The 20,091-nt window shown below is 70.7% G+C and carries 16 protein-coding genes; 11 read left to right on the top strand and 5 right to left on the bottom strand.

Annotation, left to right across the window (positions count from 1 at the left end):
• Positions 1-182: 182 nt before the first annotated feature.
• Positions 183-1,433 (top strand): PE-PPE domain-containing protein, encoded by a 1,251-nt coding sequence (locus KIH27_RS11000; protein ID WP_214092986.1) that lies wholly within the window; start codon positions 183-185, stop codon positions 1,431-1,433.
• A gap of 52 nt (positions 1,434-1,485) precedes the next feature.
• Entirely contained in the window at positions 1,486-3,222 is a 1,737-nt protein-coding gene (locus KIH27_RS10995) for a GMC oxidoreductase (RefSeq protein ID WP_214092985.1), read from the top strand.
• A 7-nt stretch (positions 3,223-3,229) separates the two neighbouring features.
• Here KIH27_RS10995 and KIH27_RS10990 read toward each other — a convergent pair whose 3' ends face one another.
• Positions 3,230-5,587, bottom strand: coding sequence for a glycoside hydrolase family 65 protein (locus KIH27_RS10990; protein WP_214092984.1), 2,358 nt, complete (start codon positions 5,585-5,587; stop codon positions 3,230-3,232).
• Positions 5,584-6,333, bottom strand: coding sequence for a beta-phosphoglucomutase family hydrolase (locus tag KIH27_RS10985; RefSeq protein ID WP_372451350.1), 750 nt, complete (start codon positions 6,331-6,333; stop codon positions 5,584-5,586). The genes KIH27_RS10990 and KIH27_RS10985 overlap by 4 nt, the downstream gene beginning before the upstream one ends.
• Before the next feature lie 85 nt (positions 6,334-6,418).
• Between KIH27_RS10985 and guaA the strand changes: the two genes are divergently transcribed.
• The 3 genes from guaA (at position 6,419) to KIH27_RS10970 (ending at position 10,501) form a co-directional block, all read left to right on the top strand.
• Positions 6,419-7,975, top strand: coding sequence for a glutamine-hydrolyzing GMP synthase (guaA, locus tag KIH27_RS10980; RefSeq protein ID WP_214092982.1), 1,557 nt, complete (start codon positions 6,419-6,421; stop codon positions 7,973-7,975).
• Between the two features lie 220 nt (positions 7,976-8,195).
• Positions 8,196-8,879 (top strand): DnaE2-dependent mutagenesis accessory factor ImuA', encoded by a 684-nt coding sequence (gene imuA', locus KIH27_RS10975; RefSeq protein WP_214092981.1) that lies wholly within the window; start codon positions 8,196-8,198, stop codon positions 8,877-8,879.
• Positions 8,880-8,923: 44 nt separating this feature from the next.
• On the top strand, positions 8,924-10,501 hold the full coding sequence (locus tag KIH27_RS10970; RefSeq protein ID WP_214092980.1) for a DNA polymerase Y family protein: 1,578 nt from the start codon (positions 8,924-8,926) through the stop codon (positions 10,499-10,501).
• An 8-nt stretch (positions 10,502-10,509) separates the two neighbouring features.
• Here the strand turns inward: KIH27_RS10970 and KIH27_RS10965 are convergent, their stop codons facing one another.
• Positions 10,510-11,460, bottom strand: coding sequence for a nucleoside hydrolase (locus KIH27_RS10965; RefSeq protein ID WP_214092979.1), 951 nt, complete (start codon positions 11,458-11,460; stop codon positions 10,510-10,512).
• A gap of 53 nt (positions 11,461-11,513) precedes the next feature.
• Here KIH27_RS10965 and KIH27_RS10960 point away from each other — a divergent pair, with 53 nt between their 5' ends.
• From KIH27_RS10960 to KIH27_RS10940, 5 genes are read left to right on the top strand one after another with little or no spacing between them, the layout of a single operon-like run.
• Positions 11,514-11,990 (top strand): CBS domain-containing protein, encoded by a 477-nt coding sequence (locus KIH27_RS10960; RefSeq protein ID WP_214092978.1) that lies wholly within the window; start codon positions 11,514-11,516, stop codon positions 11,988-11,990.
• A gap of 1 nt (position 11,991) precedes the next feature.
• Positions 11,992-13,023: a pyruvate dehydrogenase (acetyl-transferring) E1 component subunit alpha gene (gene pdhA, locus KIH27_RS10955; RefSeq protein WP_214092977.1), complete on the top strand. Its 1,032-nt coding sequence runs from the start codon at positions 11,992-11,994 to the stop codon at positions 13,021-13,023.
• Complete coding sequence (locus KIH27_RS10950; protein ID WP_214092976.1) at positions 13,020-14,027, top strand: alpha-ketoacid dehydrogenase subunit beta; 1,008 nt, start codon at positions 13,020-13,022, stop codon at positions 14,025-14,027. Before pdhA ends, KIH27_RS10950 begins: the two co-directional genes overlap by 4 nt.
• The gene (locus tag KIH27_RS10945; RefSeq protein WP_214092975.1) at positions 14,027-15,235 is read left to right on the top strand and encodes a dihydrolipoamide acetyltransferase family protein; all 1,209 of its coding nucleotides are present in this window, start codon (positions 14,027-14,029) and stop codon (positions 15,233-15,235) included. The genes KIH27_RS10950 and KIH27_RS10945 overlap by 1 nt, the downstream gene beginning before the upstream one ends.
• 20 nt (positions 15,236-15,255) lie before the next feature.
• Positions 15,256-16,143 carry a dihydrodipicolinate synthase family protein gene (locus tag KIH27_RS10940; RefSeq protein WP_214092974.1) on the top strand — a complete coding sequence of 296 codons (888 nt, stop codon included), beginning with the start codon at positions 15,256-15,258 and terminating at the stop codon, positions 16,141-16,143.
• On the opposite strand, the gene KIH27_RS10935 is transcribed toward KIH27_RS10940, so the two are convergent.
• The gene (locus KIH27_RS10935; protein WP_214092973.1) at positions 16,134-18,152 is read right to left on the bottom strand and encodes an SDR family oxidoreductase; all 2,019 of its coding nucleotides are present in this window, start codon (positions 18,150-18,152) and stop codon (positions 16,134-16,136) included. The genes KIH27_RS10940 and KIH27_RS10935 overlap by 10 nt on opposite strands.
• A 50-nt stretch (positions 18,153-18,202) precedes the next feature.
• Complete coding sequence (locus tag KIH27_RS10930; RefSeq protein ID WP_214092972.1) at positions 18,203-18,910, bottom strand: histidine phosphatase family protein; 708 nt, start codon at positions 18,908-18,910, stop codon at positions 18,203-18,205.
• Between the two features lie 182 nt (positions 18,911-19,092).
• Between KIH27_RS10930 and KIH27_RS10925 the strand changes: the two genes are divergently transcribed.
• A partial coding sequence (locus KIH27_RS10925) for a 13E12 repeat family protein (RefSeq protein WP_214092971.1) occupies positions 19,093-20,091 on the top strand: 999 nt, incomplete at its 3' end.

Raw genomic sequence — 20,091 nt, 5'->3', positions numbered from 1 at the left:
GCGTTTCGTCCCGCTGAGCGCGCCGAACCGCGCCGAAATCGTACGGTAACTAGCAGGCCGATTCTTTCTACTTTCACCCGCATCCGGTGGTAAATGTTCATTGATGCGGTCTGAACGTCCGTTCTCGTCGCATAGTCGACGCCATCTGCTGTGGGCGACGATTCCGGGGAGGGGACTGCGCAATGACGACGGTGTCTCACAAGGCATTCCGGGCATCCACGATCGGGATCGCAGCGGCACTCGTCGCCGCGACGGCTGCCGCAGCCACTGATACACCGTCACGCGGGCCTGCGCTCGGCATCAGGTTGACCAGCGCGGACTCCGGTGCCGGCACCGCATTCGTCTTGGGGGCCAGTGGAGTGCCCCGGCCATCGGACTTCTACGCCCAGACGGCGAACGGGTTGTTCCTGCAGCCGAATGGCTTCACCGGCACGCCGACGGTCCTGGAGACCCCCGAGTCCAGCAGCGACTTCGGGCCGTCGGAGCATGAGGGGGCGAACATCCTGGTGAACGCGATCCAGGCTCGGATCGCCGAGGGCGGGATCAGCGCGGACAACCCGATCTACGTCTTCGGGTACTCGCAGAGTTCGGCGCTGTCGACGTATGCGATGGAGCAGCTCAACGCCGCCGGCGTCCCACTCTCGGATGTGCACTTCGTGCTGGTGGGCAACACCGCCAACCCCAACGGCGGACTGCTGACGGCCTTCGACGTGGACGGGACGCACCCGTTCATCCCGGCGCTGAACGTGACGCTGGACCAGGCGACCCCGAACGACCTGTACCCGACGGACGTGTACACCCTGGAGTACGACGGCTGGGCGGACTTCCCGCGCTACCCGATGAACTTCATCTCGGTGCTCAACGACATCGCCGGCATGGCGATGACCCACCCGCTCTACCTCGGGCTGACTCCGGAGCAGATAGCCGATGCGGTTCAGCTTCCGGTGACTCCGGACTCGACGGCCGACTACTACATGATCCACTCCGACATCCTGCCGCTGCTGGCACCGCTGCGGCTGATGCCGGGGATGGGTAAACCGCTGTACGACCTGCTCGAGCCGGACATGCGGATTCTGGTCAACCTCGGCTACGGCAACATCGACCACGGTTGGAACGACGGGCCGGCCGACACCCCGACCCCGGTCAGCTTCGGCATGCCGAATCTGGACTGGTCGCAGGTGCTGACGGCACTCAACGTCGGCTGGCAGCAGGGGCTCACGGCCTACAGTGCCGACCTGCCCGGCGTCTTCATCCCCGAGCCGCTGATGGCCAACCCGGTGATCGCCGCAGTGGTCGGCTCGCTGTACGGCGACGGCGTCATCACCGACGCGAACCCGGCGAACTGGACGGACCTGATCAACTCGATCGTGGTCAGCCCGCCCGGTGCCCCGGTGGAGACCTTTGGGGAGTTCTTCGGCGATTGGCTCGGCTGATCGTGGAACCCCCGGTACCGGCGGTACCAGTAACCGGGGTCATACTGATCCGATGCAGCCTGACTACGACGTTCTGATCATCGGCTCGGGGTTCGGCGGCAGCGTCAGTGCGCTGCGGCTGACCGAGAAGGGCTACCGCGTCGGGGTATTGGAAGCCGGCCGCCGCTTCGCCGACAAGGATTTCGCCAAGAACTCCTGGCACCTGCGGGAGTTCCTGTGGGCGCCGAAGCTGGGCTGCTACGGCATCCAGCGCATCCACCTGCTCAACAACGTCATGGTGCTGGCCGGCGCCGGGGTCGGCGGCGGCTCGCTGAACTACGCCAACACCCTCTACGTGCCGCCGGCGCCGTTCTTCAACGACAAGCAGTGGGCGCACATCACCGACTGGCACGCCGAGTTGATGCCGCACTACGACCAGGCGCAACGGATGCTGGGCGTGGTCAAGAACCCGACGTTCACCGACGCCGACCGGATCATGAAGCAGGTCGCCGACGACATGGGCGTCGGCGACACGTTCACCGCGACCCCGGTCGGGGTGTTCTTCGGCGAGAACGGTGAGAAGACCCCCGGCAAGACCGTCGCCGACCCGTACTTCGGCGGCGCCGGCCCGGCCCGCACCGGGTGCATCGAATGCGGCGAGTGCATGACCGGCTGCCGGTGGGGTGCCAAGAACACCCTGGTGAAGAACTACCTGTACCTGGCGGAATCCGCTGGCGCGCAAGTGCATCCGCTGACCACGGTGACCGGCTTCGAGCAGGGCGGCGACGGCCTGTGGCGGGTGCACACCGCGCGCACCGGCCCGTCGCCGCGCCGGCACCGCAAGACGTTCACCGCGACGCACCTGATCGTGGCGGCCGGCACCTACAACACGCAGCGGCTGCTGTTCAAGATGCGGGACAAGGGGAAGCTGCCGAAGCTCTCCGACAAGCTGGGCGTGCTGACCCGCACCAACTCCGAGTCGATCGTCGGCGCCGCCACGCTGAACGTGAACCCGGATCTGAACCTGACGCACGGCGTGGCGATCACCTCGTCGATCCACCCCACCGCCGACACCCACGTCGAACCGGTCCGCTACGGCATCGGCTCCAACGCGATGGGGCTGCTGCAGACGCTGATGACAGACGGCAGCGGTCCGCAGGGGACCGACGTCCCGCGCTGGCGTCAGCTGCTCGATCAGGGCCGCGAAGACCCGAAACACATTCTGCGCCTGCTCAACCCGCGGCACTGGAGCGAGCGCACGGTGATCGCGCTGGTGATGCAGCACCTGGACAACTCGATCACCACGTTCACCAAGCGCGGGAAGCTCGGCTTCCGCCGGTACACCAGCAAGCAGGGCCACGGTGAGCCGAATCCGACCTGGATCCCGGTCGGCAACGAGGTCACCCGGCGGATCGCCGCGAAGATCGACGGGGTGGCCGGCGGCACCTGGGGTGAACTGTTCAACATCCCGCTGACGGCGCACTTCCTCGGCGGCGCTGCGATCGGCGACAGCCCGCAGCACGGTGTCATCGACCCCTACCAGCGGGTGTACGGCTACCCGACGCTGGCGGTGATGGACGGTGCGGCGGTCTCGGCGAACCTGGGTGTCAACCCGTCGCTGTCGATCACCGCGCAGGCCGAACGGGCGGCGTCGCTGTGGCCGAACAAGGGCGAGGAGGACCTGCGGCCGGCGCAGGGCGAGGCCTACCGGCGGCTGGATCCGATCGCGCCGAACAACCCGGTGGTGCCGGCGGGCGCCTCGGGGGCGTTGCGCTGGAAGAAGACCGGCAAGACCGACGCCGCCGGCTGAGCCGGGTTCAGCGCGCCAGCGTGCGCCGGTGGGTCGGCGCCCGGCCCGGCGGTTGCGGCGGGGCCGGCAGCAGTGACTCGCGCCGGCGCACCGGGACCGTCACCGGTGTTTCGGTGGTCAGTTCGAGTTCCTCCCCGGCGTGCCGGATGGTCAGCGTGCCGCCCGGCCCGTCGCGCAGCGTGTAGGTGACCTCGGTGTGGTGGGCGTCGACGGTGAGCCGAATTCCCTGCCACCGCAACCGGAACTGCAGGCGGCGGATCCCGTCGGGCAGGGCCGGGTTCAGGGACAGCACCCCGTCGTCGTCGCGCAGGCCGCCGAACCCGGCGACCAGCGCGGTCCAGGCACCGGCCAGCGCCGCCATGTGCAGACCCTCGCGGGTGTTGTCGTGCAGATCGCGCAGGTCGATCAGCGCCGTCTCGTAGGTGTAGTCGTGCGCCAGTTCCAGGTGGCCGACCTCGGCGCACAGCACCGCCTGGGTGCAGGCCGACAGCGACGAATCGCGCACCGTGCGGCGCTCGTAGTAGTCGACGTTGCGGGCCTTCTGTTCTGGGGTGAACGCGTGGCTGCGCCACTGCATCGCCAGCAGCACGTCCGCCTGTTTGACCACCTGCGCCGGGTACAGCCGCACGTATGGTTCGTTGAGCAGCAGCGGGTAGGTGTCGCGGCCGTCGAAGTCCCATTCGGGCCCGGAGGTGAACCCCTCGCACTGCGGGTGCACGCCGAGTTCCTCGTCGTAGGGAATGTGCACGGTGTCGGCGGCGGCCCGCCACGCGGCCATCTCCTCAGTGCTGACGCACATTTCGTGCGCGGTGTCGGGATGACGGGCGCAGGCCTGGGCCGCGGTGCGCAGGTTGTGCGCGGCCATCAGGTTGGTGAACACGTTGTCCCGCACGATCGCGGTGTACTCGTCGGGGCCGGTCACCCCGTAGATATGCCAGACCCCGTGCCGGTCGTGGTGCCCGAGCGACAGCCACAGCCGGGCGGTCTCGACCAGCACCGCCAGGCCGTCGTTCTCCAGCGACCGATCACCGGTGACGATCCGGTACTGCTCGAACGCCATCACGATGTCGGCGTTGATGTGCCACGCCGCGGTGCCGGCCGGCCAGTACCCGGAGCACTCCTGGCCGCGGATCGTCCGCCACGGGAACGCCGCTCCGGCCAGGCCCAGTTCGGCTGCCCGGTCCTTGGCCAGGTCCAGCGTCGACGCCCGCCAGCGCAGCGCGTCCGCCGCCGCGTTCGGAGCGGTGTAGGTGAGCACCGGCAGGACGAAACTCTCACTGTCCCAGAAGGTGTGGCCGTCGTAGCCGCTGCCGGTGAGGCCCTTCGACGGGATCGCCCGGCGCTCGGCGCGGGCACTGGCCTGCAGGATGTGGAAGAGCGCGAACCGGATCGCCTGCTGGCAGTCCGGGTCGCCTTCGATCTCGACGTCGGCGCCGTCCCAGAAATCGTCGAGGTAGGCCCGCTGGGCGCTCAGCAGCCCCTCCCAGCCGCTGTAGCGGGCACTGGTCAACGCGGCGATCACCTGGTCGCGCAGCGCGGGCCGGGACCGCTCACTGGACCAGCCGTAGGCCAGGTATTTCACCACGCGCAGCTTCTGACCCGGCCGCAGTCCGCACACCACGGTGGTGCCGGCCACGTCGGGAATCGCCATGGTGTTCACCTGAACCCGGCCGGGCACCTCGATCTCGTGGTGCATCCCGGCGGCCATCATCAACTCGCTGGTGCGGGTCCGGTGCACCAGCACCGCGGACCGGTCGGTGTGCTCGTGCTCGACGGGCTCCAGCGGGCTCTCCAGGATCGCCGCGACCCGCGGATCGCGGGACGTCGACGGTAGGTCCTCGTTGGCGACCAACTGGGACTGCACCGTCACCCGCACGAACTCCTCGACCGCCTCGACGGTGTATTCGATGGCGGCGACACCGCGCTGCGACAGCGACACCAGCCGGGTCGACCGCAGCCTCACCTGCTTGCCGGCCGGCGAGCGCCAGTGGGCGTTGCGGGTCAGGGTGCCCGCCCGCAGGTCCAGGATCCGCTCGTGCTCGATCAGCTCGCCGTAGCGCACGTCGAACGGTTCGTCGTCGACCGTCAGTCGGATGATCTTGCCGTTGGTGACGTTGACGATGGTCTGGCCGGCCTCCGGGTAGCCGTACCCGGCCTCGGCGTACGGCAGCGGCCGCACCTCGTAGAACGAGTTCAGGTAGGTGCCGGGCAGGGCGTACGGTTCGCCCTCGTCGAGGTTGCCGCGCAACCCGATGTGCCCGTTGGACAGTGCGAACAGCGCCTCGGTCTGCCCCAGCAGGTCGACGTCGAGGTGGCTCTCGCGCACCTGCCACGGCTCGACCGGAAAGAATTCGTCGGAGATCACCGCTCGCCCTCCCGCAGTAGTTCCGCCAGATCGTCGACCACCACGTCGGCACCGGCGGCGCTCAACTCCGCGGCCTGCCCGACCCGGTCGACGCCCACCACGAAGCCGAAGCCGCCGGCTCGGCCCGCCGCCACCCCGGACAGCGCGTCCTCGAACACCGCGCCGTGGTCGGGGGCGACCCCGAGCAGCTGCGCGGCCCGCAGGAACGAATCCGGGGCGGGTTTACCGGGCAGGTGCTCGGTGCGCAGCGTCACCCCGTCGACGCGGCAGTTGATGAACTGCGCCAGCCCGGTGACCCGCAGCACCTCGCCGGCGTTGGCACTGGCCGACACCACCGCGGTGGGCAGACCGGCGGCGACGACCGCCTGCAGGTAGCGCCGGGAGCCCTCGAACACCTCCGCGCCCCGGTCCCGCAGGGTCTGTGCGAACGCCGCGTTCTTGCGGTTGCCCAGGCCGTACACGGTCTCGGCCTCCGGCGGGTCGTCGGCGTCGCCGTCGGGCAGGGTGATGTCGCGGCTGGCTAGGAACGCCCGCACCCCGTCGTCGCGCTTGCGGCCGTCGACGTAGCGACGGTAGTCCTCGACCGGGTCGAACGGGGTGAACCCGGGGCCGTCGCGCTGCGCCAGGAACGCGTCGAACATCGCCTGCCACGCCGCGGTGTGCACGCTCGCGGTGTCGGTGAGGACGCCGTCGAGGTCGAACAGGCAGGCGTGCACCGACCCGGGTAGACCAAGCAGCTCGGACACGCGGGTCTCCTTCCAGCGGCTGGCCTCCACTTCACCACGCGTGCCGTCGGCCCGGCTATGTTTTGCCGCCACTAAACTCTGTGCGGTGTCAACACCTTCTTCTCGTCCCGTACTGGTCATCGACTTCGGCGCGCAGTACGCCCAACTGATCGCCCGCCGGGTCCGGGAGGCGCGGGTGTTCTCCGAAGTGCTCCCGCACACCGCCACCGTCGCGGAGATCAAAGCCCGCGACCCGCGGGCGATCGTGCTGTCCGGCGGGCCGGCCAGTGTCTACGCCGACGGCGCCCCGCGGCTGGACCCGGCGCTGTTCGACCTCGACGTGCCGGTGTTCGGCATCTGCTACGGCTTCCAGGCGATGGCGCAGGCCCTCGGCGGCACCGTGGAGCACACCGGCGGTAGCGAGTACGGCCGCACCGAGATGACGGTGGCCGGCGGCGAGCTGCATTCGGGCCTGCCGCAGACCCAGCCGGTGTGGATGAGCCACGGCGACGCGGTGACCGCCGCGCCGGACGGCTTCGCGGTGGTGGCCAGCACGGCAGGCGCCCCGGTGGCGGCGTTCGAGAACCGGGCGCGGCGCCTTGCCGGTGTCCAGTACCACCCGGAGGTGCTGCACACCCCGTACGGGCAGCGGGTGCTCAGCCGGTTCCTGCACGAGTTCGCCGGCATCGACGCGACCTGGACGCCCGCCAACATCGCCGACGCGCTGATCGCGCAGGTGCGTGAGCAGGTCGGTGACGGGCATGCGATCTGCGGGCTGTCCGGTGGGGTGGACTCTGCGGTGGCCGCCGCCCTGGTGCAGCGCGCGATCGGCGACCGGCTGACGTGCGTGTTCGTCGACCACGGGCTGCTGCGCGCCGGGGAGCGCGAACAGGTGGAACGCGATTTCGTCGCCGCCACCGGCGCCCGGCTGATCACCGTCGACGTCGCCGACACCTTCCTGAGCGCGCTGAGCGGGGTGAGCGACCCCGAGGGTAAGCGCAAGATCATCGGCCGACAGTTCATCCGGGCCTTCGAGGGCGCGGTGCGCGACACCCTGGCCGACGATGCGGAGATCGAGTTCCTGGTGCAGGGCACGCTCTACCCGGACGTGGTGGAGTCCGGCGGCGGCGCCGGGACCGCGAACATCAAGAGCCACCACAACGTCGGCGGGCTGCCTGACGACTTGAAGTTCAAGCTGGTGGAGCCGCTGCGGCTGCTGTTCAAGGACGAGGTGCGCGCGGTCGGGCGCGAACTGGGGCTGCCGGAGGAGATCGTGGCGCGCCAGCCGTTCCCCGGGCCGGGGCTGGGCATCCGGATCGTCGGCGAGGTGACCGCCGAGCGGCTGGACACGCTGCGCCGCGCCGACGCGATCGCCCGCGCGGAGCTGACCGCGGCCGGCCTGGACCACCAGATCTGGCAGTGCCCGGTGGTGCTGCTGGCCGACGTCCGCTCGGTCGGGGTGCAGGGTGACGGCCGCACCTACGGGCACCCGATCGTGCTGCGGCCGGTCTCCAGCGAGGACGCCATGACCGCAGACTGGACCCGGGTGCCCTACGAGGTGCTGGAGAAGATCTCCACCCGGATCACCAACGAGGTGCCCGAGGTCAACCGGGTGGTGCTGGACGTCACCAGCAAACCGCCGGGCACCATCGAGTGGGAGTGAGCGGAGACCCGCGCTCTCACTGAGATTGCAGCCACGGTTGTGCCGCTGCTTCGGCCACAGCCCTGACGGCAATCTCGACGTAATGTGGCGTTGCCGGCGTGACATCCGAGGCCCGTGAGACGCCCGTGGCGACCCGGCTTGACGGTTGTCGGTGGGGGAGTGTTCACTCGTATTCATCGAACATAGTTTCGAATGATTTCGAGGTTTCCCGGAGGCGATCATGACGGCGGCTACTGCATTGGAGGCTTCCGGGCAACGGCACGGCAACCGGTCTGAACAGCTCAAACAGCTGCGCCGGCAGATGGCGGCGGTGTCGGGGAAGGTGGGCCAGTCCAGCCGGGGTGCCGCGGTGGCGGAGGAGTCGGCGCCGGTGTCGGAGACCGCGCTGCCGGTGCCGGCGCTGCTGACTGAGGTGCTGCCCGGCGGGGTGTCGCGCGGCACGGTGGCGGTGCTGTCGGGGGCCCGCTCGCTGCTGCTGGGCATGGTGGCCGCGGTGACGGCCGACGGGGGTAATGCCGCCATCGTCGGCCAGCCGGACATCGGGCTGCTGGCCGCGGTCGAGATGGGCGCCGATCTGAGTCGGGTCGCGGTGATCCCCGACCCCGGCAACGATCCGGTGGAGGTGGCCGCGGTGCTGATGGACGGCATGGATCTGGTGGTGCTCGGTCTGGCCGGGCGGGCGGTGGCGCCGACGCGGGTGCGGGCGGTGACGGCCCGCGCCCGCCAGCGGGGCTGCACCCTGCTGGTCGCCGACGGCGACTGGCCGGGCGCGGCGTTGCGGCTGGACGCCCGGGTGCGGAGCTATGAGACGACGTGCGCCACCCCCGGATTCGGCCGGATCAGCGCGGTGCGGCTCGGGGTGCGGGCGCGGGGGCGTCACGTCGCCCGGACCCGGGCCGGCTAGTGCCGGGCAGTGCGGTGCCGTCCCGGGTATTGGCGGTCTGGTGCATGGATTGGCCGGCGGTCGCCGCCGCGGCCGCGGCCGGGCTGCCGGCGACCGCCCCGATCGCGGTCACCCTGGCCAACCGGGTGATCGCCTGCTCGGCGGCGGCCCGGGCGGCCGGGGTGCGGCGCGGGCTGCGCCGGCGGGAGGCGGCGGCCCGCTGCCCGCAGCTGCACGTGACGTCCGCCGACGCCGACCGCGACGCCCGGTTCTTCGAGCCGGTGGTCGCCGCGGTCGAGGACGAGGTGCCTCACGTCGAGGTGCTGCGGCCCGGCCTGCTGGTGGTGTCGGTGCGCGGCGCCGCCCGGGCCTTCGGCTCCGAGCAGCAGGCCGCCGAACGTCTCATCGATGCGGTGGCCGTCAGCACGGACACCGGCGTCGAATGCCAGGTGGGGATCGCCGACCAGCTCTCCACCGCGGTGTTCGCCGCCCGCGCCGGGGCGGTGGTGGAGCCCGGCGGTGACGCGCGGTTCCTGTCGGCGCTGTCGACCCGGCAGCTGGCCGCCGAACCAAGCCTCTCCGGCCCGGGCCGCGACGACCTGGTGGATCTGCTGTGGCGGTTGGGGATTCGCACCGTCGGGCAGTTCGCGGGGTTGCCCCGCACCGATGTCACATCGCGGTTCGGCCCCGACGCGGTGATCGCGCACCGGCTGGCCCGCGGTGAGTCGGAGCGCGGGCCGGTCGGACGGACGCCGCCGCCGGACCTCGACGCGGTGCTGCACTGCGACCCGCCGATCGACCGGGTGGACGCCGCGGCGTTCGCCGGCCGCGCCCTGGCCGGGGAGTTGCACCGGGCGCTGCTGAGCGCCGGGGTCGGCTGCACCCGGCTGGCCATCCACGCCGTCACCGCCGACGGGGCGGAGCTGACCCGGGTATGGCGGTGCGCCGAACCGCTGACCGAGGACGCCACCGCCGACCGGGTGCGCTGGCAGCTGGACGGCTGGCTGAACTCCCGGGACACCCGGGACCGGCCGTCGGGGCCGCTGACGGTGCTGCGGCTGCAGCCGGTGGAGGTGCTCTCCGATGTCACAGCGCTGCAGCTGCCGCTCTGGGGCGGCCTCGGTGAGGAGGACCGGCTGCGAGCCCGCCGGGCGCTGACCCGGGTGCAGGGCCTGCTCGGGCAGGAGTCGGTGCGGGTGCCGGTGCTGTCCGGCGGCCGCGGCCCGGCCGAGCGCATCACCTTCACCCCGCTGGGTGATGAGCCGATCCCGCTGGCCGACCCGCGCCAGCCGTGGCCCGGTCGGCTGCCCGGGCCGTCGCCGACGGTGCTCCATGACGACCCGGTGGAACTGCTCGACGCCGACCGCAACCCGATCCGGGTCACCGGCCGGGGAATGTTCTCCGCCGACCCGGTGCGGCTGATCGCCCGCGGCCGGGACGACCGGCTGCGCTGGTGGGCCGGGCCCTGGCTGGTCGACGAGCGGTGGTGGGACCCGGAGCGGACCGGTGCCGGGGCCGGTTCGGGCTCGGGACGCACCGCCCGGGTACAGGCGCTGCTGGACGCCCCGGACGGGGAGCCCGGTGCGGCGCTGCTGCTGTGCTACCGCCGGCGGCAGTGGTATCTGGAGGGCAGCTACGAATAGGCCCGGGATCAGCCCAGTCGGCGGGCGAACGCACCGATCCGGTCGACCATTCGGTCGAGGACCGTCGCCGGATCGATGTCGACGCCGATCAGCGCGTTGGGCTGCGAGGCCGCCCAGTCCGCGACGGTGCGGCCGCAATCCGGTGCCGCCAGTTCAACACCCACCGCCGCCGGCCGGGTGGTGAGCAACCCCGGCTCCAGGGCGACCGCCGCGGCCAGCGGGTCGTGCAGGTAGGCCAGGTAGCCGTGCCCGCGGGCGTCATGCGCCTCGAAGTAGAACCGCAGCGCGTCGCTGATGAACCGGACCAGCGGATTCGACGAACCTGCAACCGCCGCCAGCCGCTCCAGGGTCGCCGGCGTCATCGCGACGCGCTGCGTCACATCCAGCCCGCAGACGATCGGGAGTCGCTGCGGCGCAACCGCACCCCACGCCGCGAACACCTCGGCCGCGGCCTGCGGATCCGCCCCGATGTTGAACTCCGCCCGGCTCGCCCGTTCGCCGCTGAACACCCCGCCCATGATCACCAGCCGGTCGAGCAGCGTCGGCAACGCCGGTTCGGCCCGCAGCGCCAACGCCAGGTTCGTCAACGGTCCGCTGACCAGGCCGACCAGCCGTCCCGGGTGATCGCGTGCGGCGGAGATCCAGGCCGTCGCAGCGTCATACCCGGTCAGTGCGCCGGTGCCGGGCGCAAGCTCGGCGTACCCCAGCCCCTGCGGCCCGTGGATGTGCTCGGCGGTCAGCACCGGCGGCGCCTCGGCTCCGCGGGACACCGGAACGCCGGTCGCCCCGCACAGCGCAAGCAGCGCCAGGTTGTTCGCGCAAACCTGTTGCACCGCAACGTTGCCGCCAGTGCAGGCGATCCCCACCAGGTCGGCCTCGCTGGCCAGCAGGTAGACCAGCGCGATCGCGTCGTCCACGCCGGTGTCGACGTCGGCGAAGACCGGGTCCACTGAGCTCACCGCTCCGACGATACCCACGCCCCGCGTGCCGTTTTCGGCGTAGGCTTTCCGATGTGCACCCGATCACAGCCGGCGACATCATGTCCTCGCCGGTTGCGACGTTAAGCCCCGGTGACACAACCCAACACGCGGCCGAGACCCTGACCCGACGTCGGATCAGCACCGCGCCGGTGGTCGACGACGGCGGCGCGGTACTGGGCATGGTCAGCGAATACGACCTGCTGGCCAAGGCCGGACAGACCGCCCGTGACGTGATGACCACCGCGGTGATCACCGTCAGCGCCGACTCCACCATTGACGACGTCCGCCACCTGCTGATCGACCGCCGCATCCGCGGGGTGCCGGTGATGGCGCAGGGCCGCCTGGTGGGGATCGTCAGCCGGCACGACGTGCTGGCGACGCTGGCCACCGAATGGGTGTGCCGGGTCTGCGGCGAACCGGTGCGCGGCGGGCGGCCGCCGGAGAAATGCCCGCGCTGCCACGCTCCCGGTGACGGGTTCGAACTGCAGGAGCAACCGCCCGGTGCCTGAAATGCCTGCTGCCGCAACGGAGCCCGCACAGACCCTGTGCGGCTACTACCGGCAGATGGCGTTGATCCGGGAATTCGAACTGCGCGCGTCGCAGATGTACCAGCGGGCCAAGATCGGCGGCTACTGTCACCTCAACCTCGGCGAGGAGGCCACCGTCGTCGGGCTGATGGCCGCCCTGCAGCAGCGCGACTACCTGTTCACCACCTACCGCGAGCACGGGTACGCGCTGGCCCGCGGGATGGAACCCGGCCGCATCATGGCCGAACTGTTCGGCAAGGTCACCGGGGTGTCCGGCGGCCGCGGCGGCTCCATGCACCTGTTCGACGTGAAACTGCGGATGCTCGGCGGTTACGGCATTGTCGGCGGCCAGATTCCGCCGGCCACCGGGGCGGCGCTGGCCCTGACCTACCGCGGCGAACCCGGCCCGGACGCCGAGGCGGTGATGTGCCTGCTCGGTGACGGCACCACCAACATCGGCTCGTTCCACGAGGCGCTGAACCTGGCCGGGCTGTGGCGGCTGCCGATCGTATACGTGATCGTCAACAACGGACTGGGCATGGGCACCCCGGTAGACAAGGCCGCTGCCGAACCGGATCTGTACAAACGCGGCGCCTCCTACCGGATTCCGGGGGTGCGGGTCGACGGCGACGACGTGCTCGCGGTGCGCGACGCCGCCACCGCCGCACTGGACCGCGCCCGCACGCAGCGCCAGCCGGGTCTGGTCGAGGCGGTCAGCCAGCGACTGCGCGGGCACTCGGTGGTGGACCCGGCCAAGTACCGCAGCCGTGCCGAGACCGAACGGGTGCGCGAACTCGACCCGGTGCCGGCGTTCCGGGCGCATCTGATCGACACCGGAGTGCTCGACGAGACCGGGGCGTGCGCCATCGAAGACGACGCGGTGGCCACCGTCGACGCCGCGGTGGACTTCGCCGACGCCAGCCCCGACCCCGATATCGCCCAGCTGTTCACCTACGCCTACGCCACCCCGGTCGCCAATGCGCCGCACCGGCTTCCGGGCGAGCCGATCCTATGACCGAGCTGACCTACCGCCAGGCGCTGCACGACACGCTGCGCGCCGAGTTGCTGCGCGACGAGTCGGTGATCCTGATCGGCGAGGAGATCGGCGTCTTCGAGGGCTCCTACAAGATCACCGCCGGGCTGCTCGCCGAATTCGGTCCGACCCGGGTGATCGACACCCCGATCTGCGAGGGCGGTTTCACCGGCGTGGCCACCGGGGCGGCGATGCTCGGGATGCGCCCGGTGGTGGAGATCATGACGATCAACTTCTCACTGCTGGCGATCGACCAGATCGTCAACCACGCCGCCAAGCTGCACGCGATGTTCGCCGGACAGGTCAACGTGCCGATGGTGATCCGCACCCCCGGCGGCGGTGGCCAGCAGCTCGCGGCCACCCACTCGCAGAACCTCGAGGTCTACTACGCGCACGTGCCCGGCATGAAGGTCGTCGCCCCGGCCACCCCCGCCGCGGCAAAAGCCATGCTGACCACCGCGATCCGCGACGACGATCCGGTGCTGTTCCTGGAGAACCTGGCGCTGTACAACACCAAGGGCGAGGTGCCCGACGGCGAGCAGCTCGCCGAGATCGGCCGGGCGTCGATCCTGCGGGAGGGCACCGATCTGACGGTGGTGTCCTATTCGCGGGCCACGTTGATCGCGCTGGACGTCGCCCGCCGGTTCGCCGAACAGGGCGTTTCGATCGAGGTGGTGGACCTGTCCAGCCTGCGGCCGCTGGACCGGGAGACGATCTGCGCCTCGGTGCGCAAGACCACCCGAGCCGTTGTGCTGGAAGATGATTGGCTGACCTACGGCATCGGCGCGGAGATCGCCGCGACCATCGCCGAGGGAGCCTTCGACTACCTCGACGCCCCGGTGCGCCGGGTCGCGGCCGCCGAGATCCCGCTGCCGTACGCCAAACCGCTGGAGAACGCGGCACTGCCCGACGCCGCCGACCTGGCCCGGGTGATCCGCGAGGTACTCGACGCCACCCGGTTCACCTACTCGGGAGGAGGCCGCTGATGCCGGATGTCACGATGCCGCGGCTGTCGGACACCATGACCGAAGGTGTCATCAGCTCCTGGCTGGTGCACGAAGGTGACACCGTGCGCCGCGGTGACATCCTCGCCGAGATCGAGACCGACAAGGCGACGATGGAATTGGAGGCCTACGACTCCGGGGTGCTGACCCGGATCATCGCCCCCGAAGGGTCGACGGTGCCGATCGGGCAGCCGATCGCGGTGATCGGCGAGCCGTCGCAGGCAGGGCAGGCCGCTGAGTCGGCACAGGTTGAGCAGCCCCCGAAACCAGCTGCCGCCGTGCACATCCCGACGCAGGCGCAACCCGTCGACGAATCGCACCTGCGGGCCACCCCGCTGGTGCGGCGGCTCGCCCGCGAACACGACATCGACCTCTCCACGGTCACCGGCACCGGCCCGGACGGGCGAATTGTCCGGGCGGACATCGACGCGCTGATCAACGAGAAGCCCAGTGCTGCTTCGGGTGTGCTGGTGCCGACCCGCAGCGCCCCGACGCCCGGGCTCGACGGTGACGAGCGGGTGCCGCTGACCTCGATCCGCCGGATCACCGCGCAGCGGCTCACCGAAAGCGCTGCGGCACCGCACTTCTACCTCACGGCCGTCGCGGACGTCGGTGCGTTGGAGACGCTGCGTGCGGAGTTGAACGCCGACCGGCCCGCCGGGGCGTCGAAGATCAGCGTCACCGATCTGCTGATCCGGGCGTGCGCGGTCACCCTGGTCGGTCACCCGGAGGTCAACTCGTCCTGGGGTGGCGATCACCTGATCCGCCACCGCCGGGTCAACATCGGGTGCGCGGTCGCCGCCGACGCCGGCCTGCTGGTGCCGGTGATCGCCGACGCGAACCACAAGAGTCTCACCGAGATCGCCACGGCGGCACACGAACTGATCGGACGGGCCCGCAACGGCCGGCTCAGTCCGGCCGAGTTGTCCGGCGGCACGTTCACGATCAGCAACCTCGGCATGTATGACATCGAGTCGTTCACTGCCGTCATCAACCCGCCGGAGGCCGCGATCCTGGCGGTCGGCACCGTCACCGAGGAAGCGGTGGTGCGCGACGGACAGTTCGCCGCGGCCAGCAGGATGCGGTTGACGCTCACCGTCGACCACCGGGTACTCGACGGTGCCGCCGGGGCGGCGTTCCTGCAGGATCTGGTGCGGCTGCTCGAACATCCGCTGCGGATGCTGATCTGAGCATCGGCAAGGATGGCCGGATGGACTTCACCGGCCTGTGCGCATTCCCACCCACCCCGCTGACCCCGGGCGGCGCCGACGAGGACGCCTTCCGGGGCATCATCGGGCGCCTGGCCGACGCCGGGGTGGACTCGATCTGCGCGCTGGGCTCCACCGGGCACTACGCCTATCTGCCGGTCGCCGAACGGGTCCGGCTGACAGCGGCGGCCGTCGATGCGGCCGGGAGCGTCCCGGTGCTCACCAGTGTCGGGGCGCTGTCCACCGACGACGTGCTGACCCTCACTGAGGCGGTGCAGGCGGCAGGGGTGGCTGGGGTGCTGCTCGCGCCGGTGTCCTACCAGCCGCTGACCCGCGCGGAGGTGCTCGGCCTGTACACCGACGTGACCGCGGAACTGACCGTGCCGCTGTGTGTTTACGACAACCCGGTGACCACCGGATTCACCTTCGATGACGAGCTGCTGGCCGAGATCGCCGCGCTGCCGAACGTGGCGTCGGTGAAGATCCCCGGCGCCCCGGTCGGTGACCTGCCGGCGGGGCAGCGGGCGGCGACGCTGCGCAAGGTGCTGCCGGCGCACGTCACGATCGGCGTCTCCGGTGATCCGTTCGCCGTCGACGGGCTGCTCGCCGGGTGCGACGCCTGGTACTCGGTGATCGCCGGGCTGCTGCCGGCACCGGCGCTGGCACTGCTGCGGGCGGCTTCGAGTGGGGACGCCGTTGCAGCGCGGGAGATCTCGGCGTCGCTGCAGTCGATCTGGCGGCTGTACGCCGACTACGGCAGCGCCCGGGTGGCCGCGGCGATCGCCGGCGAACTCGGCCTGGCCGATTCGGACTTCCTGCCGCGCCCGCTGCGCCCGATCGACGAAGCAGGCCGGGTCCGGGTGCGCGCCGCGCTCTCAGCTCACCAGTAGACGCCGGGTACCAGTCGCACCGCACGCCGGACCGGCCGGGGCACCCGCAGCGACGTCCGCAACGGCCGGATCACCGGGTGCTTCGGCCGGCGCTGCGGCCGCCGCGGGGGAGCGGCGTCCTCGGCTGGGGCGACGCCGCGTGCCGCCGCGGAATCCGGGTAACCCAGGTACAGCTGATGCAGCAGCCGGCGGGCCAGGCCGGGGGTGAGGTAGTTGCCGGCCTCGGCCAGCGTGCCCAGCGGGGTGTCGATGCGGTCCGGTTTCTCCACCAGGCCGCGCACCACCATCGCCGCGGCGTGCTCCGCGCTGATCGCGCCGACCGGGAACATCTTTCGGGACGGCGCGATCATCGGCGTGGCCACCAGCGGCATGTGGATGGTGGTGAACGTGATGTGGTCCGACAGGGTTTCGGTGGACACCACGTCGGCGAACGCGTCCAGCGCCGCCTTGGTCGGCACGTACGCGCTGTACTTGGGGCTGTGTCCCAGCACGCCCTCGCTGGAGATGTTGACGACGTGCCCGAACCGGCGCTCCCGCCAGTGCGGCAGCAGCGCCAGCACCATCCGCACCGCACCGAAGTAGTTCACCGCCATCGTCCGCTCGTAGTCGTGCAGTCGGTCGGTGGAGTTGACCACCGAGCGGCGGATCGACCGGCCGGCGTTGTTCACCAGGTAGTCCACATGGTCGAACCGGCCCAGGATGTCCTTGACGGTGTGCTCCACTGACGCCGAATCGGTTACGTCGCAGGTGAATGCGTGCGCCTGCCCGCCGGCCGCGCGGATCTCGGCGACCAGGTCGTCCAGTGCCGCACCGTTGCGGGCCAGCGCGAACACCACGCCGCCGCGTTCGGCGACCGCGATCGCCGACGCGCGCCCGATGCCGCTGGAGGCTCCGGTGATGACCACGTGCCGGCCGACCAGTGGTCCGCCCGGGTCGTCGCGACGGGCCCGGTCGGGGTCCAGGTGCTCCGCCCAGTACCGCCACAGTGCCGGTGCGTACGCCGTGAACTCCGGCACCTCGATCCCGGTGCCCTGCAACGCGTCCCGCGTGGCGTCGGCGATGAACGTCGGCTTCAGGTCGACCAGGTCGAGGATCTCGGCCGGCAGGCCGAGCTGGGTGGCGATCATGTTGCGCCACACCCGGACCGGGCCGCGAGCGCCCAGCACCGGGGCGGCCACCGCGCCCGGTAATTTCGCCCGCAGCGGCGGCAACCCGGCTGCCCGCGCCACCCCGCGGTAAATGTCGGGCAGTCCAATGGTTTTCGGCGCGGTCAGGTGGAACGTCGCACCGTCGCGTCCGTCGGCGTGCATCAACTCGATGAGCGCGTCGACGACGTAGTCGACCGGGACGACGTTCGTGCGCCCGGTGTCGGGCAGTGCCATCGGGGTGAACCCGGGTAGCAGCGCCAGCTTGGCCAGCAGCGGGAAGAAGTAGTACGGCCCGTCGACCTTGTCCATCTCGCCGGTGCGCGAGTTGCCCACCACCACCGCCGGCCGATACACCCGGAAGCGCAGCCCGGCCGTCGACCGCACCAGTTGCTCCGCCTCGAACTTGGTCTGGTGATACGGCGTCGGCAGCCGCTGATCGACGTCGAAGTCGGCCTCGGTGTACTCACCGCGGAAGTCGCCGGCCACCGCGATCGACGACACGTGGTGCAGGGTGGCGCCGCAGCGGCGAGCCAGCCCGATCACTGCGCGGGTGCCCTCCACGTTCGCCGCCCGCTGCTCGGCCTCCCCGGCGGTGATGTCGTAGATCGCGGCGCAGTGCAGGACGTGGTCGACGGCGCCGAGTTCGTCGAGCACCGTGTCGGTCAGCCCGAGATCCGCCACGGTCAGGTCACCGACCAGCGGCTTCACCCGCTCACCCCACTCGGTGGCCAGCTGCTCGAACCGGCTCAACGACTCCCGGCGCACCAGCACGCGGACGTCGGCGTCGGGCCGGGTTTCCAACAGCCGGGACACCGCACGTCGTCCGATAAACCCGGTACCGCCGGTAACGACATATCGCATGGGGTCATCGTGACCGCTGTCGGCGGTCGCGTCAACAGGTGCGCATCAACTCAGTTGAATGCGCGGATCCCGTCCCAGTCGACCAGCTTCCAGCCGGTGACGGGGCTGCCGGTGATGACCACGCGGCCGACGTTGGGCAGCTGGTGATCGGTCATCAGCTCGTCGCGCGGGTTCTTCACGTTCATCAGCACCCAGGTCATGATCGCCGCGCCGTGCGAGAACGCGACCGGGTTGCTGTCGCCGGTGTCGTAGATCCGCCGGACCGCGGCGGTGAACTCGTCGTTGAACTGGTTGCCGTCGATCGAGCCCGGGATGGTTTCGGTCCGCTCGCCGCGGATCCAGCCCTCCGGGGCCACCAGGTACGTCGAGTCGCTCATCGACGACGGCTTGTTCTCGAACCAACCGGCGTTGATCTCACGCAGCCCGGGCAGCACCTGCACCTGACGGCCGAGTTCCTGGGCCAGCGGGGCGGCGGTCTGCTGGCTGCGCACCATCGACGAGGCGTAGACGCCGTCGTAGCGGTTGTGCTGCAGTTCGTGCGCGATGTTCTGCGCCTGCGTGCGGCCCTTCTCGGTGAGGTCGGGGCCGGGCACCGTGGTGTCGATGACGCCGTCGGCGTTGGCCACCGACTCCGCGTGCCGGATCAGGGTCAGGGTGATGGTGCGCTGGTGCGGCGCGCTTGAGCAGCCGCCGACCACCAGCGCCAGCGCGAGTGCGGCCGCTGCTCGCCGGAGGATACGGCCGGTGCGGTTCGTCATGGCGACAGCCTGCCGTGTCGACGGCCCCGGCGCGGCCGATTCAGCCGAAATCGTGCCGGTGTGTCGAGCGGAATCCAGGGTGCGGTGACGGCCGGCGCTGGCCTCATAAGCCACTGATTTCGCTTGCGTCACTGTGGCTTTGGCCTCGGTTTTGTGTCGGTGGGGACTCGTACTATTAGCACATGCGTTCGATCGATCGGGATGGGGTGCTGGGGATCTTCCAGGCCCTGGCCGCTGATCTGGACCGGGCCCTGGAACTGGACTTCGATGCACTGACCACCCCCGAGCAACTGGCCCTGCTGGAGCGCTGTGAGACGCTGCGGCGTCGGCTGCCGGCGGTCGAACATCCCCTGGTCAACGCCGTCACCATCGCTGACCGCGCCGACCTGGGCGGCGAACCGGCCTGGGTGCTCGCTGATCGGCTTCGGATCACCCGCAGCGAAGCCCGTGGCCGCATCGCCGACGCCGCCGACCTCGGTCCGCGGCGTGCGCTCACCGGGGAACCCCTGCCCCCGGCACTGCCGGCCACCGCCACCGCCCAGCGCAACGGCCTACTCGGCCAGTCCCACGTACAGGTCATCCGCGACTTCTTCGACCACCTGCCCGCCGCCGTCGCCCTCGGCACCCGAGAGGAGGCCGAAACCCACCTGGCTCACCTGGCCAGCGAGCACCGCCCCGATGAGTTGGCCAAACTCGCCGCCCGTCTCTATGACCACCTCAACCCCGACGGCAACTTCTCCGATGAGGACCGGGCCCGCAAACGCAGCCTGACCCTGGGCAAGCAAGACGCCGACGGGATGACCAAGATCAGCGGCCACCTCGACCCGCAAGCCCGCGCCACCCTCGACGCCGTCTTCGCCAAACTCGCCGGCCCCGGCATGTGCAACCCCGCCGACGACACCCCCACCGTCGACGGCACCCCATCACAGGCCGCGATCGACAACGACCACCGCAGCGCCGGTCAACGCAACCACGACGCCCTCACCGCCCTCGGACGCGCCATGCTGGCCTCCGGTGACCTCGGCCAGCACAACGGACTGCCCGCCACCATCATCGTCTCGACCAGCCTCGCCGAACTCGAAACCGGAATCGGCAAAGCCCACACCGGCGGCGGCACCTGGCTACCGATACGCGACGTCCTCCGACTGGCCGAACACGCCCACCACTACCTGCGGATATTC

This window comes from Mycolicibacter acidiphilus (assembly GCF_018455725.1).
Classification (GTDB): Bacteria; Actinomycetota; Actinomycetes; order Mycobacteriales; family Mycobacteriaceae; genus Mycobacterium; species Mycobacterium acidiphilum.
This window is presented reverse-complemented; position numbering and strand designations above follow the sequence as displayed.